Raw genomic sequence first — 14141 nt, 5'->3', positions numbered from 1 at the left:
CAACTCGCGATGAATTCGGGCACGGATCACAGTCGATCAACCCACGGTGTCTGTCGGTGCACACACAGTCGATGGATATCTGGCATCCTCGATCGGGCAGGCATTTCCTACGAGGCCTGTTTTTCATATGGTGTAGACCCCGGCGGCGGAGGTGGTTGTGCGCGACCCCTTGGCGGAACCTTCCGATCTCATCCGGAGCGTGTCCCGCGCGCTACGAGTGCTCGAGGCGGTCGGTCGCGCCCCGAAGGGCCTGACCGTCAAACAGATCGCCCGACGCTGCGAGTTGACGGTGGCCACCACCTACCACCTCGTCCGGACCCTCGCCTATGAGGGATACGTGATCCGGCGTGAGGACGGTACGTACATCGTCGGGCTGGAGATCGCCGACCGGTACCGGGAACTGGTGACCGCCTTCCGCGGTCCCGCCGTGGTCGGCGAGACGTTACGCCGGGCAGCCCTGGACAGTGGGTACAGCCACTTCCTCGGCCGGTTCGTGGGCGGCCAGGTGGCGATCACGGCGGTGGTCGAGGGGGCGCGCTCGCCGTACCTGGAGGACCTGATGCCCGGCTTCGACGAGGCCGCCCACGCCACCGCGCTCGGCAAGGCCATGTTGGCCACGCTCACCGCCGAGCAGCGCTTCCGCTACCTGCGGGAGTACGGCATGCGTCCGTTCACCGCCACCACGCTGACCACGGTCGAGGCGTTCGAGGCCGACCTGGCCGCCGGTGACCGGCGCGGCATGCAGATGGAACTGGGCCAGTTCCGGCAGGGGGTGGCCTGCGCGGCGGTGCTCGTGGCGCCGGACAAGGACATCGAACGCCGGGTGGTGCTCGCCTGCGCGATGCCCGCCGGCGAGCTGATGACCTCCGCCCGGGTGGTCCGCGCCAAGCTGCTCACCGTGGCCCGGACCGTCGCCGAGGGCCTCACCACCGAACCCTGACCCACCGAGCGCTGCACCGAACACCGAGCGCTGCACCGAACACCGAGCACTGCACCGAGCAGCAGGCGCAGCACCGGGTGCCGCGCTGAGCACTGCGCCGCCGACCCGGGTGGTAGCAGGGGCCCCTTGTTACTCAAAAAGCGGTAACAAGGGGCCCCTGCATACACCTCAGGCGCCGATGTGGCTGCCGTCGAGGCGCCAGGTCACGACCACGCCGGGCTTGGCGAAGTCGCCGTCCGGCCAGTTCGAGGCCGGGTTCTCCAGCGAGGCGCCGCTGATCTCACCGGGGTGCTGCACGGCCACGAAGACCGAGCGGTCGTCGGTGGTGATGAACGGGCCACAGGCCTCCGCGCCGAGCGGCACGGTGAGGAACTGCTTGAGGTGACCCCGCTCCGGGCCCTCGATCGGCGCGGCGAAGAGGCCGTCGTTGCTGCCCAGTGCGTTGCCGTCGGTGGAGATCCAGAGGTTGCCGGTGCTGTCGAAGGCGACGTTGTCCGGGCAGGAGATCGGGGAGACCTTCGCCTTGTCGTACCCGGCGAAGTAGGTCGACGGGTCGGTCGGGTCACCGCAGACGATCGGCAGCGACCAGGCGAACGCCTCGGCGGTGTTGTCGCTCCGGTCCTCGACCAGCTCCAGGATGTGCCCGTGCTTGTTGGCGTTGCGCGGGTTGGCCTCGTCCGCCTTCGGGTTGCTGCCCACACCCCGGTTGGTGTTGTTGGTCAGCGCCACGTACACCTTGCCCGTGGCGAGGCTCGGCTCGACGTCCTCCGGGCGGTCCATCTTGGTGGCCCCGACCTTGTCCCCGGCGAGCCGGGTGAAGGTCAGCACGTCGGCGGCGGTCATCCCGTCGACGTACGAGCGGTTGCCGCTGACCAGCTTGATCCACCGGCCACGGCCGTTGAACGCGCCGTCGGAGGGGAGCTTGCCCGAACCGTCGATCTCGCCGGCACTGGTCTCGTCGAGCTTCGCCACGTAGAGCGTGCCCGACTCCAGCAGCGTCAGGTTGTGCCGGCGGGCGTGCCAGGAGTTGCCCTTGAGGTACTTCTTGTCCGACACGAACTTGTAGAGGTAGTCGAACCGCTCGTCGTCGCCCATGTACGCCACCACGTGGCCGTTCTTGGCGACGATGACGTTCGCGCCCTCGTGCTTGAACCGGCCCAGTGCGGTGTGCTTGCGCGGCCGGCCGTCCGGGTCGAACGGGTCGACCTCGACGATCCAGCCGTGCCGGTTCGCCTCGTTGGGGTGCTTGGCGAGGTCGAAGCGCTCGTCGGCCCGCTCCCACTTGCGGCTGCCCGACGGGTACCGCTTGGCGGTGTCGATGCCGTACCGGGCGAGCTTCGCCTTCACGTCCGCCGGCACGGCGTCGCCGCCGACGAAGTACTGGTTGAAGTTCTCCTCGCCGGAGAGCACGGTGCCCCACGGGGTGATCCCGCCGGCGCAGTTGTTCAGCGTGCCGACGACGGTCCGGCCCTTCGGGTCGGCGGCGGTCTTCAGCCACGCCGAGCCGGCCGCCGGGCCGGTCACGTCGAACTTGGTCGCCAGCGCGGTGATCCGCCGGTTGTACGGACGCGCGCCCCGGGCCACCGGGCGCCACTCGCCGGTGTCACCGACCCGCTCGATCTCGACGACCGAGAGCCCGTGCGCGGCCATGGCGGCCCGCACCTGCTCCACGGTCAGCGCGTCCTGGCTGGTGAAGCCGGGGAACATCAGGTCCTCGTTGGTGTACTCGTGGTTGACCACGAGCAGCGCGCGCTTGCCGCGCCGGTCCAGCGGGAGCACCCCGACGAAGTCGTTGTTGTAGCCGAACTGCTTCGACTGGCGGGCCCCGGTCTGGTTGTGCACGTCCAGATCGGGCGCGCCCGGCACGACCTCGTCACCCCAGCGGATGACCACCGCGTGGTCGTAGCCGTTCGGCACCACGAAGGTGTCCAGCTTGTTCGGCGGGACGGCCCGGAAGGTCAGCGCGCCGTTGCCGGCCCGCTGGCGGGCGGCGAAGTTCTCCACCTCGGGCAGCGCGGGAGCGGCGGCACCGGCCGGGGCGGCGGAGGCCACGCCGGCTCCGGCGAGCGCGCCGCCGACGCCGAGGACGAGCGCGCCGACCGCGCCGGCCCGGACGACGCCGCGCCGGGACACCTCGGCGCTGACGATGTCACCGAGGTACGGGTTGTCGGAGGTGTTGGGCACCGGGTGGTCGCAGGCGTTGCCGCAGCGGTACAGGCAGGTCATCGAGTCGCGGCTGCCGTGGCGGTTCGCGCCCAGCAGGGGAAGCAGCCGGCGTCGGTCGCTCATGGGGAGGAGCCTCCTGGAGGGTGGGTGCGCGCAGGACACGTCTGGGCGCGCGTACTGCCGGACGCTAGGAGGGCAGGTTGAGCGGGCGTCGGCCTCGGCGTTAACCGGACGTGAACACCTGCAGCTCAGTGAACCGATCGGGTGGATGACGCGTATCTTCCGGCGTACGCCCCGCTGCGGCGACTGCGAGGAGACCGCCATCAGCGACCACGAAGCCCACCTGCTCCGTGCCCTGCACGACGAGCACGCCGACGCGCTCCACGCGTACGCCCTGCGCCTGGTCGACGGCGACCGGCAACGGGCCGAGGACCTGGTGCAGGAGACCCTGCTCCGGGCCTGGCGCAGTCCCGCGTCCCTGGACCCGGAACGCGGATCGGTGCGTGCCTGGCTCTTCACCACCGCCCGCAACCTGGCCATCGACGCCTGGCGGCGGCGGTCCACCCGGGTGGGTGAGGTGGTCACCGACGAGGTGCCCGAGCCGCCGCCGACGGTCGACGAGACCGAGCGGGCGGTGGAGGCGTGGACGATCGCCGAGGCGCTGTCCCGGCTCAGCCCGAGCCACCGGGAGGTGCTGGTGGAGTGCTTCTACCGGGGGCGGTCGGTCACCGAGGCGGCGGCCCGGCTCGGGGTGCCGCCGGGCACCGTCAAGTCCCGCACCCACTACGCGTTGCGATCACTACGGTTGGTGCTGGCCGAGATGGGGGTGACGCAGTGACGGGCTGCGAGTTCGCGTACGACGACGGCGCGTACGTGCTCGGTGCCCTCGCTCCGGCCGAGCGGGCCGCGTACGAGCGACACCTGGCCGGCTGTGCGGCCTGCCGGGCGGCGGTCGCCGAGGTCGCCGCCCTGCCGGGTCTGCTCGGCCGGCTCGATCCGGCCGAGGTGGAGCACCTGGTGCCGGCGCCGGAGCAGCCCCGGGTGCCGGCGCTGCTCGCCGCCGCGGACCGGCAGCGCCGGCACGAGCGGCGCCGGGCCCGCTGGCGGTACGCCGTGACCGTGCTGACCGCCGCCGTGTTCACGCTGGTGGTGGGCTTCGGCGTGGCCGCGCTGCGCTCCGTCGGGGAGCCCGACGACGGGCCCCGGATGGTGGCGATGCGGCCGGTCGCCGGGGCCGCCCCGGTGCGCGCCGAGATCGGGCTGACCGGCACCGAGTGGGGCACCGAGATCACCATGCGTTGCGGGTACGATCCGCGCCCCGACTACGTCAAGGCGTACGTCTTCCGGCTGGTGGCGTACGGCCCGGACGGGGCGACCGAACAGGTCGGGTCCTGGCGGGCGGCTCCCGGCGACGAGGTCCGGTTCACCGGGGCGACCCGGTTCACCGACGCGGAACTGGTCCGGCTGGAACTGCTCCGCGCCGACGGAACCCCCGTGCTCGGCTACGACGTCCGTTGAGCCGGCCGGGGCGGTGCCCCACGGCCGCCGTCCGGGGTCCCGTCGGCCTGTTCCCTGGTGTCCGGCTCGGGACCGGTGTGGTCCCCGGCAACGGCGTCCGGCTCGGGACCGGCCCGTTCTCCGGCATCCTGGCCGGAACCGGCGTGGTCCACGACGCTGGGGTCGGGGGCGGTCGGCGCGGTGGCGGCGCGGCGGCGGGCGTGCCGGAGCGCGTCCACGGTGAACACCACGAGTGCCGCCCACACCAGCCCGAAGCCGGCCAGCCGGGCCGGCGGCATCGGCTCGTGCAGGATCAGCACCCCGCAGGCGAGCTGGAGGGTCGGGGTGAGGTACTGCATCATGCCCAGCGCGGTCAGCGGCAGCCGGTTGGCGGCCCCCGCGAAGCAGAGCAGCGGGACGGCGGTGGCCGCACCGAGCAGCACCAGCAGCGCGGTGTGGCCGGCGGAGATCCGGCCGAAGGTCAGCCCACCGTCGGACCAGAGCCAGGCCAGGTAGCCGACGGCGGGCAGGAGCAGCACCGCCGACTCCATGAACAGGCCCTCCGCGGCGGGCAGCCCGAGCCGCTTCTTGACCAGGCCGTACCCGCCGAAGCTGAGCGCCAGGAGCAGCGCCAGGTAGGGCGGACGGCCGTAGTCGACGGTGAGCACGGCCACGGCGAGCCCGCCGACGCCCACCGCCGCCCACTGCGCCGGCCGCATCCGCTCCCGCAGCACGGTCACCCCGAGCAGCACCGACACCAGCGGGTTGACGAAGTACCCGAGCGCGGTCTCCACCACCTGGTCGGTGTCGACCCCGTAGACGTAGACGCCCCAGTTCACCCCGATCAGCGTGGCCGCGAGCGTGATCCCGGCCAGCGCGCGGGGACGGCGCAGCAGGTCCCGCAGGACGGTGATCCGGCGCAGCGCGGCCAGCAGCAGCGCGACCACGGCCACCGACCAGACGATCCGGTGGGCGAGCACCTCGACCGGTCCGGCCGGGCGTAGCAGGCGCAGGTAGAGCGGGAAGAATCCCCACACCAGGTACGCCCCGAAGGCGTAGAGGTAGCCCAGCCGTGGTGGGGTCACGACCGGTCGCGCCGGTCGAGCTGCATCCAGCGGTCCGGGTGGTCCATCGGGGCGAAGCCGACCTTCGCGTACACCCCGTGCGCGTCGTTCGTGGCCAGCACGAGCCGGCGTACGCCGAGCCCGGTGACGTGGTCGCGGACCGCGCCGGCCAACCAGGTGCCCAGCCCGCGACCCCGCTCGGCCGGGTCCACGTAGACGTCGGCGAGCCAGGCGAAGGTGGCCCGGTCGGTGACCACCCGGGCCACCGCCACCTGGCCGCCGTCACCCGGCCGGTACACCCCGAACGGCAGGGAGTTGGCGAACGCGCGTTCCACCGTCTCCCGGTCCCGCCCCATGGCCCAGTACGTGTCGGTGGAGAGCCAGTGGTGGACGCGGTCCAGGTCGATGCGGGTCGGGTCGGTGGAGATCCGGTAGCCGTCGGCGCGGGTCAGGTTCAGCACGAGCGCAGGCTAACCCCGGTCACGGGCATGCTGAACAGCCACTTCCCGGGATGCGGCTCGCGCCACCCGGTGGCCCGGAGGTCAGTCCCGGTCGAGCAGGGCGCCGAGTAGCCAGGTGACCACGCTGACCAGGAGCGCGCCGAGCACCGCCTCCGGCCAGAAGCCGTCCACCTCGAACGGCAGCCCGGCCTGGCCGGCGATCCAACTGGTGAGCAGGAAGAGCAGCCCGTTCACGACCAGCGCGATGAGACCGAGCGTCAGCAGGTAGAACCCGCAGCCCACAGTCTTGATGATCGGCTGGAGGACGGCGTTGACCACGCCGAAGATCACCGAGACCAGGACGAGCGTGGTGACCGTCTCGGCGGCCGAGTCGGAATTGAGGGCGATCCCCGGAATCAGGAGGGTGGCCAGCCAGAGAGCCACCACCGTGCTTCCCAGCCGGATCAGCAGAGAGGTCATGGCGGCGATGGTGCCATGCCGGGCCAACCGGTGGAACCCACCCGGTGCGGGTCAGCGGCGGGTGGGCGCACCGATGAGCTGTGCCTCGATCGGGGTCGGGGCGACCAGCGCCCAACGCAGCGCCCGCCGGTTCACCACCGCCACCATGTCCTTCCGGATCCGGGTCAGCCACTCGGCGGAGCCACCCAAGCCGAGCGCGGCACCGGCGACGGCGGCCTCCGCCGGGTCCAGGGGTTGCAGCACGGCCAGGTCGGCCCGGCCGAGGGTGTCAGCGTCGGACGGGGTCAACTCGTCCCGGAGGACGAGGGTGGCCTGCCACCCCGGTCCGGGTGCCGGATCGGCGGTCACCGGGCCGCCGGCGTCCACCACCAGGAGCAGCGGGTGCAGCGCCGTGCCGGTCGCCCCGTCCGGATGCCGTCCGGGCGGGAGCATCACGACCGCGCCGCCGGGAACGCCCACGCCCCGGACGAACGGCTCCCATGCCCGGGGGCGTGCGGTCTGCACCACGACCCGGGCGCCCAGCGCCACCGCCCGCAGGACCACCAGTTGGGCGGCGCGGACCCCGCCGACCAGGACGATCCGGGTGGCCTCCGGGCGGAACATCCGCAGGGTGACCGGACGACCGTGCCGGTTCGCGCCGATCATCAGACCGGCGCTGCCGAGCGGCAGCCCCACCCCGTCGCGGGGAGCGCCGGAGGTGGAACCCGCGACTCCGACGCGGGCCAGCGGCAGGGTGGCGGTGAGTCCGGGAAGCTGGTCGCCGTCGAGCCGGCGTACCTCCCCGCCCAGGCCGTCGACCAGCCGGCGCAACGCCTGCTCGGCCACGGAGAGGTCGCCGGGGGTGTCGGCGGCCAGTCGCACCGACAGCTCGACCGGCGTCGTGCCCGGGTCGCCGTCGCACGGGCCGGCGCAGAGCGAGACGGTGATCGCCGTGGCGGGCAGTTCCCGCAGTCGCGGCACCAACCGCCGGCCAGCCTCGGTGTGTGGATCGGGCCAGCGCCGCAGCCGGTGGGTGGACTGGAGCAGGCCGCCCAGGCGGAGCACCTGCCAGCTCTCCCGCCCCGGCTGGCCGCCGTCGTGGTGGGCCAGCTCGGCGAGCACGCGCAGGACGGCCTGTTCGCCCAGCGGACGGGCGGTGACCGGGGCGAGGCGCCGGACCACCTTGCGTACCGCGCCGGAGAGCGCACGCCGTAGCTCCGCGTCGGACCAGCCCTCGACCCGCAGCGCCCGGACGGCCAGCACCGCCCGTTCGGATCCGGGCACCCGTCCCTCGGTGAGCTGGCGGTACGAGATCGCCACCTGGCTGCCACCCGGTCCCGGGGCGGGAGCGGGCGTGCCGGCGAGCAGCAACTGGATCCGCAACGGCGGCGTGTCCGGGCCGACCGGGGGGAGCAGCGCCGCCGGGGTGGGCAGGTCCCGCTCGCCGTCCCCGAGCAGTCCGCCCGGATCGGTCAGTTCGAGCAGGGCGGTCAGCCCCTCCGCGTCGTCGACCACGGCGGCCGGGTCACCGGCCAGCTCGGCACCGTGGACCGAGGCACCCGGCGCGACCAGGGCGAGGAGCGCGGTCGGGGCGGCGGCCGGCGGCAGGACCCGTCGCCGGGTCAGGTGACCGGCGGCGGTGCCCAGCCACTCGAAGAGCCACCGTCGGCGGATCCGCAGCCAGGCGACCGTCAGCAGCAGCGCCGCGACCAGCACCGCGCCGGCGGCGGCCGGCACGCCCCGGCCGAGGGCGGCGACGAGCAGGGCGAACGCTACCTGGGCGGCGACGACCTGGCCGGCCCGTACGCCGTGCGCCGGGCGACGGCGCGCGTGCCACCGGGACGGCGGCGGTGGCCGGGACACGGAACCGGTGGTGGGGATCCCGCCGGCGTCCGGTAGCCCGGTCGGGGTCGGTCGCCCGGCTGTCGGGACCGGCCGCTCGGTCGTCGCCACCGTCACCGTGCGCCTCCTCCGTCGTCACGACCGGTTGGTACAGCGGCCCATGGTAGGGGGTTCGAGCGGTCGGGAGGGCGGCGCGTCCGTCCACAGGCGACCGGGGCGGGGTAGCAGAAGCAGATGTCGACCGCTACCGTCAGCGACGAGTTCCGCTGGCCCGCCGCGGCTCGCCGACCCGGCGGGCGGCCGACGCGTCCGCACCGGGCGTCGGCGGGCAGCCACGACCACACGAGACGAGGTGACGTCCGGGTGTCCCAGACCCAGGCAGAAGCCGCGGTGATGCAGCAGACCGCCGCGAAGTTCGAGCAGGTCGACCAGTCGTTGCAGACGATGCTGACCCAGCTCATGGCCGAGTTGGAGGTGTTGCAGCAGGCCTGGCGCGGGGCCGGTGGCCGGTCGTTCGAGCAGGTCCGGCAGCAGTGGTCGCAGGACCAGGCGGCGTTGCAGCGGGCCCTGCGGGAGACCGCCCAGGCGATCCGCACCGCCGGCACGCAGTACGACGCCTCCGACGCCGAGGCCGCCAGCCGGGTGGCCGGCACCAACCGTGGCATCCAGCTGCCGCTCTGACCGATCCGTGACCGAGGGGAAGATCCGATGAACAACGGTGTGCTGGTCGTCAACTTCGCCGCGCTCCAGCAGGCGGGCGCGGACATCCAGCGGGCGCTGAACACGCTCGACTCGCAGCTCGGCCAGCTGGAGCGGGACGCCGCCCCACTGGTCGCGAGCTGGACCGGTGAGGCCCGGGAGGCGTACGCGGTGCGTCAGGGGCGTTGGCGTTCCGCCTCGCAGGACCTCCAGGCGATGCTGCGCGACATCAAGGTCGCCGTGGACGACTCCGCCACCGACTACCTCGACACCGAGAAGCGCAACGTCAACCTCTTCCAGTGAGAAGCGGCCGGTCCCGGTGGACGCTTCCACCGGGACCGTGCCGCGGTGACGTGTCCCGGTCAGCCGGATCAGCCGGGTCAGCCCGGTCAGCCCGATCAGCCGGGTCAGCCCGGTCAGCCCGGCCGCCAGCGGCGGCGGGAGCCGCGCGGCACGATCACCGCCAGCAGCGACGCGACGACGGCCAGGGCGGCGGCCACGGCGGCGACCAGCAGCGCCCGGTCCCGGGCGTCGGCCCGCTGGGCGTCCCGGGCCACCTCCGCCGGGTCGACCCACCGGGCCGGGAGCGCCTCGGTTCGTCGGGGCGTGCCGGCCGTACCGGCCCCGGTCTCGGTGACCGCCCGGTACGGGTTGAGCACCCCGGCGCCGTACCCGGCTCCCCGCCCGGGAGCGGGGTCGGCGGTGGCCACGATCCGTTGCGTGACCTGGGCGGCGGTCAGCTCCGGCCGGTAGCCGCGCAGCAGGGCGGCGGTGGCCGCCACGAACGGGGTGGCGTAGCTCGTCCCCTCCGCCCGCCGGTGCCCCCGGCCCGGCGCGGCCATCAGCACGTCGCTGCCCGGGGCGACCACGTCGACGTAGCCGCCGACCTGGGAGAAGTCGGCGCGGATCCCGCTCGCGGTGATCGCGCCGACCCCGATCACCCCGTCGTAGGCGGCCGGGTATGGGAGGGGGTCGCCCTCGGCGTGCAGGTTGCCGGCGGCGGCCACCACCACGACGTCCCGCTGCAGCGCGTACGCGACGGCCGCCCGGACGGCCGGATGGTCGGCGTACAGCACGACGGAGAGGTTGAGCACGTCCGCGCCCCGGTCGACGGCCCACCGGATCGCCCGGGCGAAGACCGCCGCGCTGACCGTACGCCCCGACTCCCGGCCGTCGACGATCTGCTGTTCGCTGACGCGTACCGGCAGGATGTGCGCCTCGGGGGCCAGCCCGCGGAAGGCGATCCCCGCCCGTGGCGCGGCGGCGACGACGCTCGCCACCCCGGTGCCGTGCCCGGCGCAGTCCCGGCTGCCGTCGTCGCCCGGGTCGAGGAAGTCCGTCCCGTCGAGGACCTGGCCGGCGAGCTGCGGGTGCCGGCGGTCCACCCCCGAGTCGATCACCGCGACGACCGTTCCCGCGCCGGTCGCCAGCGGGGCCAGCCGGTCGGGGGCGTACCGTACCTGTGGCCAGGGTGCCTCGGTGACCGGTCGGGTCGGCGTGAGCGGGGCGGCGCAGCCCGGGGCGGCCACGGCCGGCACGGCCGGGAGCGTGGCCGTGAGGAGGGCGGCCAGCGCGGCGGCGACCGGGCGCGGAGTCGCTCGCGGCATTCGTCGCCTCCGTATCGTGTCGGCTCCGGGACGGCATGTTATCGACTCGAAGTCATCGATGCGGATCGCGCCGGTCAGACATTGTGATCTTGTTACTACCTTGTAGGTTGTACGCGATGCCTATGGCCTGTTCACGGGAGGAGAGGTGGCCGTGACCGACTGGGAGCCGGCTACCGAGGCCGAGGCGGCGATGCGGGACGCGCTCCGCGCCAACGACCAGGAACTCTACTTCCGGATCCTGGCCCGGACGGACCTGCTGCTGCCGGTCTCCGCCGAGGCCCTGGCGGGGCAGGCCCCGATGGGCTGGGGTACCTGGACCACCAACGGCCGGACCCATGTGCTGGCCTTCACCTCCGACGTCGCGCTCCGGGCCTGTCTGGGTGCCAACGGCGGGTCGAGCCGGCGCTGCGCGTACCACGACCTGGCGGCGGGCTGGCCCAACCACGAGTGGTGGCTGGCGGTCAACCCCGGCCTGCCCATCGAGGGCTACCTGCCCGCCTGGTTCGTGTCGCAGCTCTCCCGGGGTGATGTCCGGCTGCCCGGCCGCACGCTGGGCGCGCGGGCGCGTCTGGAGCAGGTGGAACAGCTCGCCCGCAGCCGGGCGGCCGGCGGTGAGCCGCCCGCGCCGGAACCGCCCCGGGGATCGCCGCCGGCACCGCCGTACGGAGCCACCCGGCCGCCGGTCGCGACGCCGCCCCGCCGGGGACTGCCCGACCCGTCCGCCGAGGAGACCGAGGCGCTCCGGATGGGTCAGCCCGACCCGCGTGCGGCCGAGCCCCCACCGTCGAACGGGGCTCCCGAGCCGGGATCGAGCTGGTTGACCAACCCGCGCCGCCAACTCCGCGCAGACCCGGCGCACCCCGACCCGGGAGCGACCCCGCCGCCCAACGGCCAGCCCAGCGGCCGGAACTCCTTCTTCGAACCGGCGCCGCCAGCGCGCGGCACCGGTCCGGCACCGGTCTCCCCACTGCGTTCCCAGGACCGGACCGTTCCCCCGTCCCGGCTGGGCGAACCGGGCCGCGCCTTCCCCCGGCGGCGGCCCTACCGGCCGGACCAGGCCGGAGACGAGCCCACCCGGGCGTTCCGGTTCACCGACCCGGCTCCCGCCGAGCAGCCCACCCCGCCGCACAACCAGGTCGCGGCGGGAGTCCCGGCCGCCGACCAGACCCAGGCCCTGCCCCGACGCCAGCCGCGACCGGAGCCGGCGGTCAGCGAACCGACCCAGGCCCTGCCCCGCCGGATGCCGCCCCAACCGGCCGGTGAGCCCGTCCAGGCACCCGGCGAGCCCACCCAGCCGTTGCCCCGGCCGATGACGCCGGTCGGCAGCGATCCGGTGGGCCAGGAGCCGACCCAGTCGATTCCGCAGCCGGTCGGGCCGGTGCACCCCACCGACCCCCTGCCGGCCGAGCCGACCGTCCGCGTCGACCAGCCCATGCCGGCCGGCTACGCCGACAGTGCCTTGTCGGCCGGTCACACCGACGGTGTCCTGGCGGCCGGCTACGCCGACGGTGTCCTGGCGGCCGGTCACACCGACGGTGCCTTGTCGGCCGGTCACACCGACGCCGACGGTGCCGCGGCGGCCGGTTACGCGCACGTCGACCAGGTCCCGCCGGCCGGGTACGCCGGGGCCGAGCAGGCTACCGAAGCGGCGGGGTTCGCCGAACCGGCCCGGTCGCCGTCGCCGCTGGTCATCGAGGGGACCGTCGTGGAGTCCCGCGACCTCGCCGACGTCGCTCCCGGGTATCCGGCCGAGCACGACGCCGTCGGGTATCCGGCCGAGCCGGACGCCGGTGCCGGGTACCAGTCGGACACCGTCGGCCAACCGGACCCGGTGACCGGGCCGGGGCACGAGCCCGCCGGGTACGAGCCCGCCGCCTCGGCGTACGAGCCCGCCGCCTCGGCGTACGAGCCCGCCGCCTCGGTGTACGAGCCCGCCGCCTCGGTGTACGAGCCCGCCGCCTCGGCGTACCAGACGGGCGTGGCGGAGTCGGAACCGGCGGACGGACCCGGGGTTGACCCGACCGGGACGCCTCCGCCGGTGCCCCCGGCGCTCGATTTCCACGCCGCCAACGACGTCGAGGAGGAACTGCTCGCCGCCGCCGGTACCGGCAGCACCGACACGTTCCTGTCGACCCTCCTCCTGGCCCGCGTGCTGCTGCCCGTGGCCCCGGACGCCGCGCCGGGCAGCCGCCCCGGCGAGACCGGTTTCGTCTGGCGGACCGAGCAACTCGACGGCGAGCCGTACGTGATCGTCTACACCTCACCGGAACGGCTGGCCGACCATGTCGACCCTCCGGTCGAGACGGTCCAGGTCAAGTTCGTCCAGCTGATCCGACGGTGGCCGGACGAACAGTGGTCGTTCGCCGTCAACCCGGGCACCCCGGTCGGCGCGAAGCTGCCCGGGGAGCAGATCGTCGCGCTGGCCAACTGGGCCGCCGAGGTCGGGCTGGGCGACGACGTCGAGCCGGAGCCGGTGGAGCCGGCGGTCACCGCGCCGGCCGAGGAGCCGGCCGGTCCCGCCCGGTACGCCACCACACCCGAGGACCCGAACCGTCCGCCGATGATGCAGAAGACGGTCGCCCCCAGCCAACTGGCCTACTACCTGGAACGGGGCTACGACCGGGTTTCCGGCTTCGTGCACCGGGCCGGCGAGGTCGGTCACCTGAACACCCCGGCGAAGCTGTACGCGGCGCTGGGACTCGGCTATCCCGACTCCCCGTACTCCCCGGGCGCGGACGAGATCTACGTGCTGCGTTGGCCGGCGTACCGGCCGAGCCTCTACCGGATCCCCTACGGCGGGCAGAACGAGAGCGCGATGCGGGCCATGGAGGGCTGGGTGATCGAACGGCCACCGTTCCGGGGCAACGGTTTCGCCCCGGGTGAGAGCAGCGACGTGGTGGCGGAGTTCAAGGTGGACAGCGCGCGGCTGCCGCACGGCACGCAGCTCTGGCGGATCGGCGCGGACGGCAGCGAGCGGGTGATCGCCACCCTGGACACCGACGCCCTGCTCTGGCGTCCGACCGGGGAGCGGTGATGCGCGACGGTTACGTGGCCCGCTGGCGCGGACGGGAGTACCAGGCCAGCCCGGACGGCAGCGACGTCCGGATCTACCAGCCGGAACCAGGGGACGGCTTCGAGGAGGTCCGGTCCGGCCGGTACGTGCGGGTGCTGCCGGCGGACGAGGTGGACGAGGTGGCGTACATCCGCACCACCTGCACCTGGCAGGGGCAGCCGTTCATCGTCCTCGCCGAGCACGACGGCTGGCTCCGGGTGGAGTACACCGGCGGTCGCTGGCCGGTCGCGCAGGCGATGGGGCTGGAGGTCTTCGACTTCGGCGTCTACCAGGGCTGGGCTCCGGCCAGCGAGGTCGCCGACCTGCGCGAGCACCGGATCTGACCCGGCGGTTCCCGATGCCGGGGCGGGTCGG

General features: G+C 74.0%; 13 protein-coding genes. 7 read left to right on the top strand and 6 right to left on the bottom strand.

The window, feature by feature from the left end; all coding sequences use genetic code 11:
- Positions 1 to 157 precede the first annotated feature (157 nt).
- Positions 158 to 940, top strand: coding sequence for an IclR family transcriptional regulator (locus QSK20_RS28960; RefSeq protein ID WP_285791780.1), 783 nt, complete (start codon positions 158 to 160; stop codon positions 938 to 940).
- A 168-nt stretch (positions 941 to 1108) separates the two neighbouring features.
- On the opposite strand, the gene QSK20_RS28955 is transcribed toward QSK20_RS28960, so the two are convergent.
- The gene (locus tag QSK20_RS28955) at positions 1109 to 3229 is read right to left on the bottom strand and encodes a PhoX family protein (protein ID WP_285791779.1); all 2121 of its coding nucleotides are present in this window, start codon (positions 3227 to 3229) and stop codon (positions 1109 to 1111) included.
- A gap of 220 nt (positions 3230 to 3449) precedes the next feature.
- Here QSK20_RS28955 and QSK20_RS28950 point away from each other — a divergent pair, with 220 nt between their 5' ends.
- Both QSK20_RS28950 and QSK20_RS28945 read left to right on the top strand, forming a co-directional pair.
- Entirely contained in the window at positions 3450 to 3944 is a 495-nt protein-coding gene (locus QSK20_RS28950; RefSeq protein ID WP_231931816.1) for a sigma-70 family RNA polymerase sigma factor, read from the top strand.
- A complete protein-coding gene (locus tag QSK20_RS28945; RefSeq protein ID WP_285791778.1) occupies positions 3941 to 4624 on the top strand; it encodes an anti-sigma factor family protein in 684 nt (227 codons plus the stop codon). The genes QSK20_RS28950 and QSK20_RS28945 overlap by 4 nt, the downstream gene beginning before the upstream one ends.
- On the opposite strand, the gene rarD is transcribed toward QSK20_RS28945, so the two are convergent.
- The 4 genes from rarD to eccE all read right to left on the bottom strand — a co-directional run bounded on the left by rarD (position 4609) and on the right by eccE (position 8525).
- On the bottom strand, positions 4609 to 5688 hold the full coding sequence (gene rarD / locus QSK20_RS28940; protein ID WP_285791777.1) for an EamA family transporter RarD: 1080 nt from the start codon (positions 5686 to 5688) through the stop codon (positions 4609 to 4611). The genes QSK20_RS28945 and rarD overlap by 16 nt on opposite strands.
- Positions 5685 to 6128, bottom strand: a complete 444-nt coding sequence (locus QSK20_RS28935) for a GNAT family N-acetyltransferase (RefSeq protein WP_285791776.1) — start codon at positions 6126 to 6128, stop codon at positions 5685 to 5687. The genes rarD and QSK20_RS28935 overlap by 4 nt, the downstream gene beginning before the upstream one ends.
- 81 nt (positions 6129 to 6209) lie before the next feature.
- Entirely contained in the window at positions 6210 to 6587 is a 378-nt protein-coding gene (locus QSK20_RS28930) for a phage holin family protein (RefSeq protein WP_285791775.1), read from the bottom strand.
- 51 nt (positions 6588 to 6638) lie between these two features.
- The gene (eccE, locus tag QSK20_RS28925; RefSeq protein WP_502889053.1) at positions 6639 to 8525 is read right to left on the bottom strand and encodes a type VII secretion protein EccE; all 1887 of its coding nucleotides are present in this window, start codon (positions 8523 to 8525) and stop codon (positions 6639 to 6641) included.
- A gap of 246 nt (positions 8526 to 8771) precedes the next feature.
- Between eccE and QSK20_RS28920 the strand changes: the two genes are divergently transcribed.
- Together QSK20_RS28920 and QSK20_RS28915 are read left to right on the top strand one after the other, a co-directional pair.
- Positions 8772 to 9089 carry a WXG100 family type VII secretion target gene (locus QSK20_RS28920; RefSeq protein WP_285791774.1) on the top strand — a complete coding sequence of 106 codons (318 nt, stop codon included), beginning with the start codon at positions 8772 to 8774 and terminating at the stop codon, positions 9087 to 9089.
- 27 nt (positions 9090 to 9116) lie between these two features.
- On the top strand, positions 9117 to 9410 hold the full coding sequence (locus tag QSK20_RS28915; RefSeq protein WP_285791773.1) for a WXG100 family type VII secretion target: 294 nt from the start codon (positions 9117 to 9119) through the stop codon (positions 9408 to 9410).
- A gap of 113 nt (positions 9411 to 9523) precedes the next feature.
- Here the strand turns inward: QSK20_RS28915 and mycP are convergent, their stop codons facing one another.
- Complete coding sequence (mycP, locus tag QSK20_RS28910; RefSeq protein ID WP_285791772.1) at positions 9524 to 10714, bottom strand: type VII secretion-associated serine protease mycosin; 1191 nt, start codon at positions 10712 to 10714, stop codon at positions 9524 to 9526.
- 151 nt (positions 10715 to 10865) lie between these two features.
- Here mycP and QSK20_RS28905 point away from each other — a divergent pair, with 151 nt between their 5' ends.
- Both QSK20_RS28905 and QSK20_RS28900 read left to right on the top strand, forming a co-directional pair.
- Positions 10866 to 13748 carry an SseB family protein gene (locus tag QSK20_RS28905; RefSeq protein ID WP_285791771.1) on the top strand — a complete coding sequence of 961 codons (2883 nt, stop codon included), beginning with the start codon at positions 10866 to 10868 and terminating at the stop codon, positions 13746 to 13748.
- Positions 13745 to 14110 (top strand): UCP033725 family protein, encoded by a 366-nt coding sequence (locus QSK20_RS28900; RefSeq protein ID WP_088981062.1) that lies wholly within the window; start codon positions 13745 to 13747, stop codon positions 14108 to 14110. The genes QSK20_RS28905 and QSK20_RS28900 overlap by 4 nt, the downstream gene beginning before the upstream one ends.
- The last annotated feature ends 31 nt before the right edge of the window (positions 14111 to 14141 follow it).

It is taken from the genome of Micromonospora sp. NBRC 101691, assembly GCF_030269285.1.
Lineage (GTDB): Bacteria > Actinomycetota > Actinomycetes > Mycobacteriales > Micromonosporaceae > Micromonospora > Micromonospora echinospora.
Note: the sequence above shows the minus strand (reverse complement) of the source record. Positions and strands in the feature narration are given on the sequence as shown.

Coding starts and splice junctions, on each gene's coding strand:
- QSK20_RS28955 (WP_285791779.1), bottom strand. CDS start 3,229: ATGAGCGACCGACGCCGGCTGCTTCCCCTGCTGGGCGCGAACCGCCAC.
- mycP (WP_285791772.1), bottom strand. CDS start 10,714: ATGCCGCGAGCGACTCCGCGCCCGGTCGCCGCCGCGCTGGCCGCCCTC.
- QSK20_RS28915 (WP_285791773.1), top strand. CDS start 9,117: ATGAACAACGGTGTGCTGGTCGTCAACTTCGCCGCGCTCCAGCAGGCG.
- QSK20_RS28930 (WP_285791775.1), bottom strand. CDS start 6,587: ATGACCTCTCTGCTGATCCGGCTGGGAAGCACGGTGGTGGCTCTCTGG.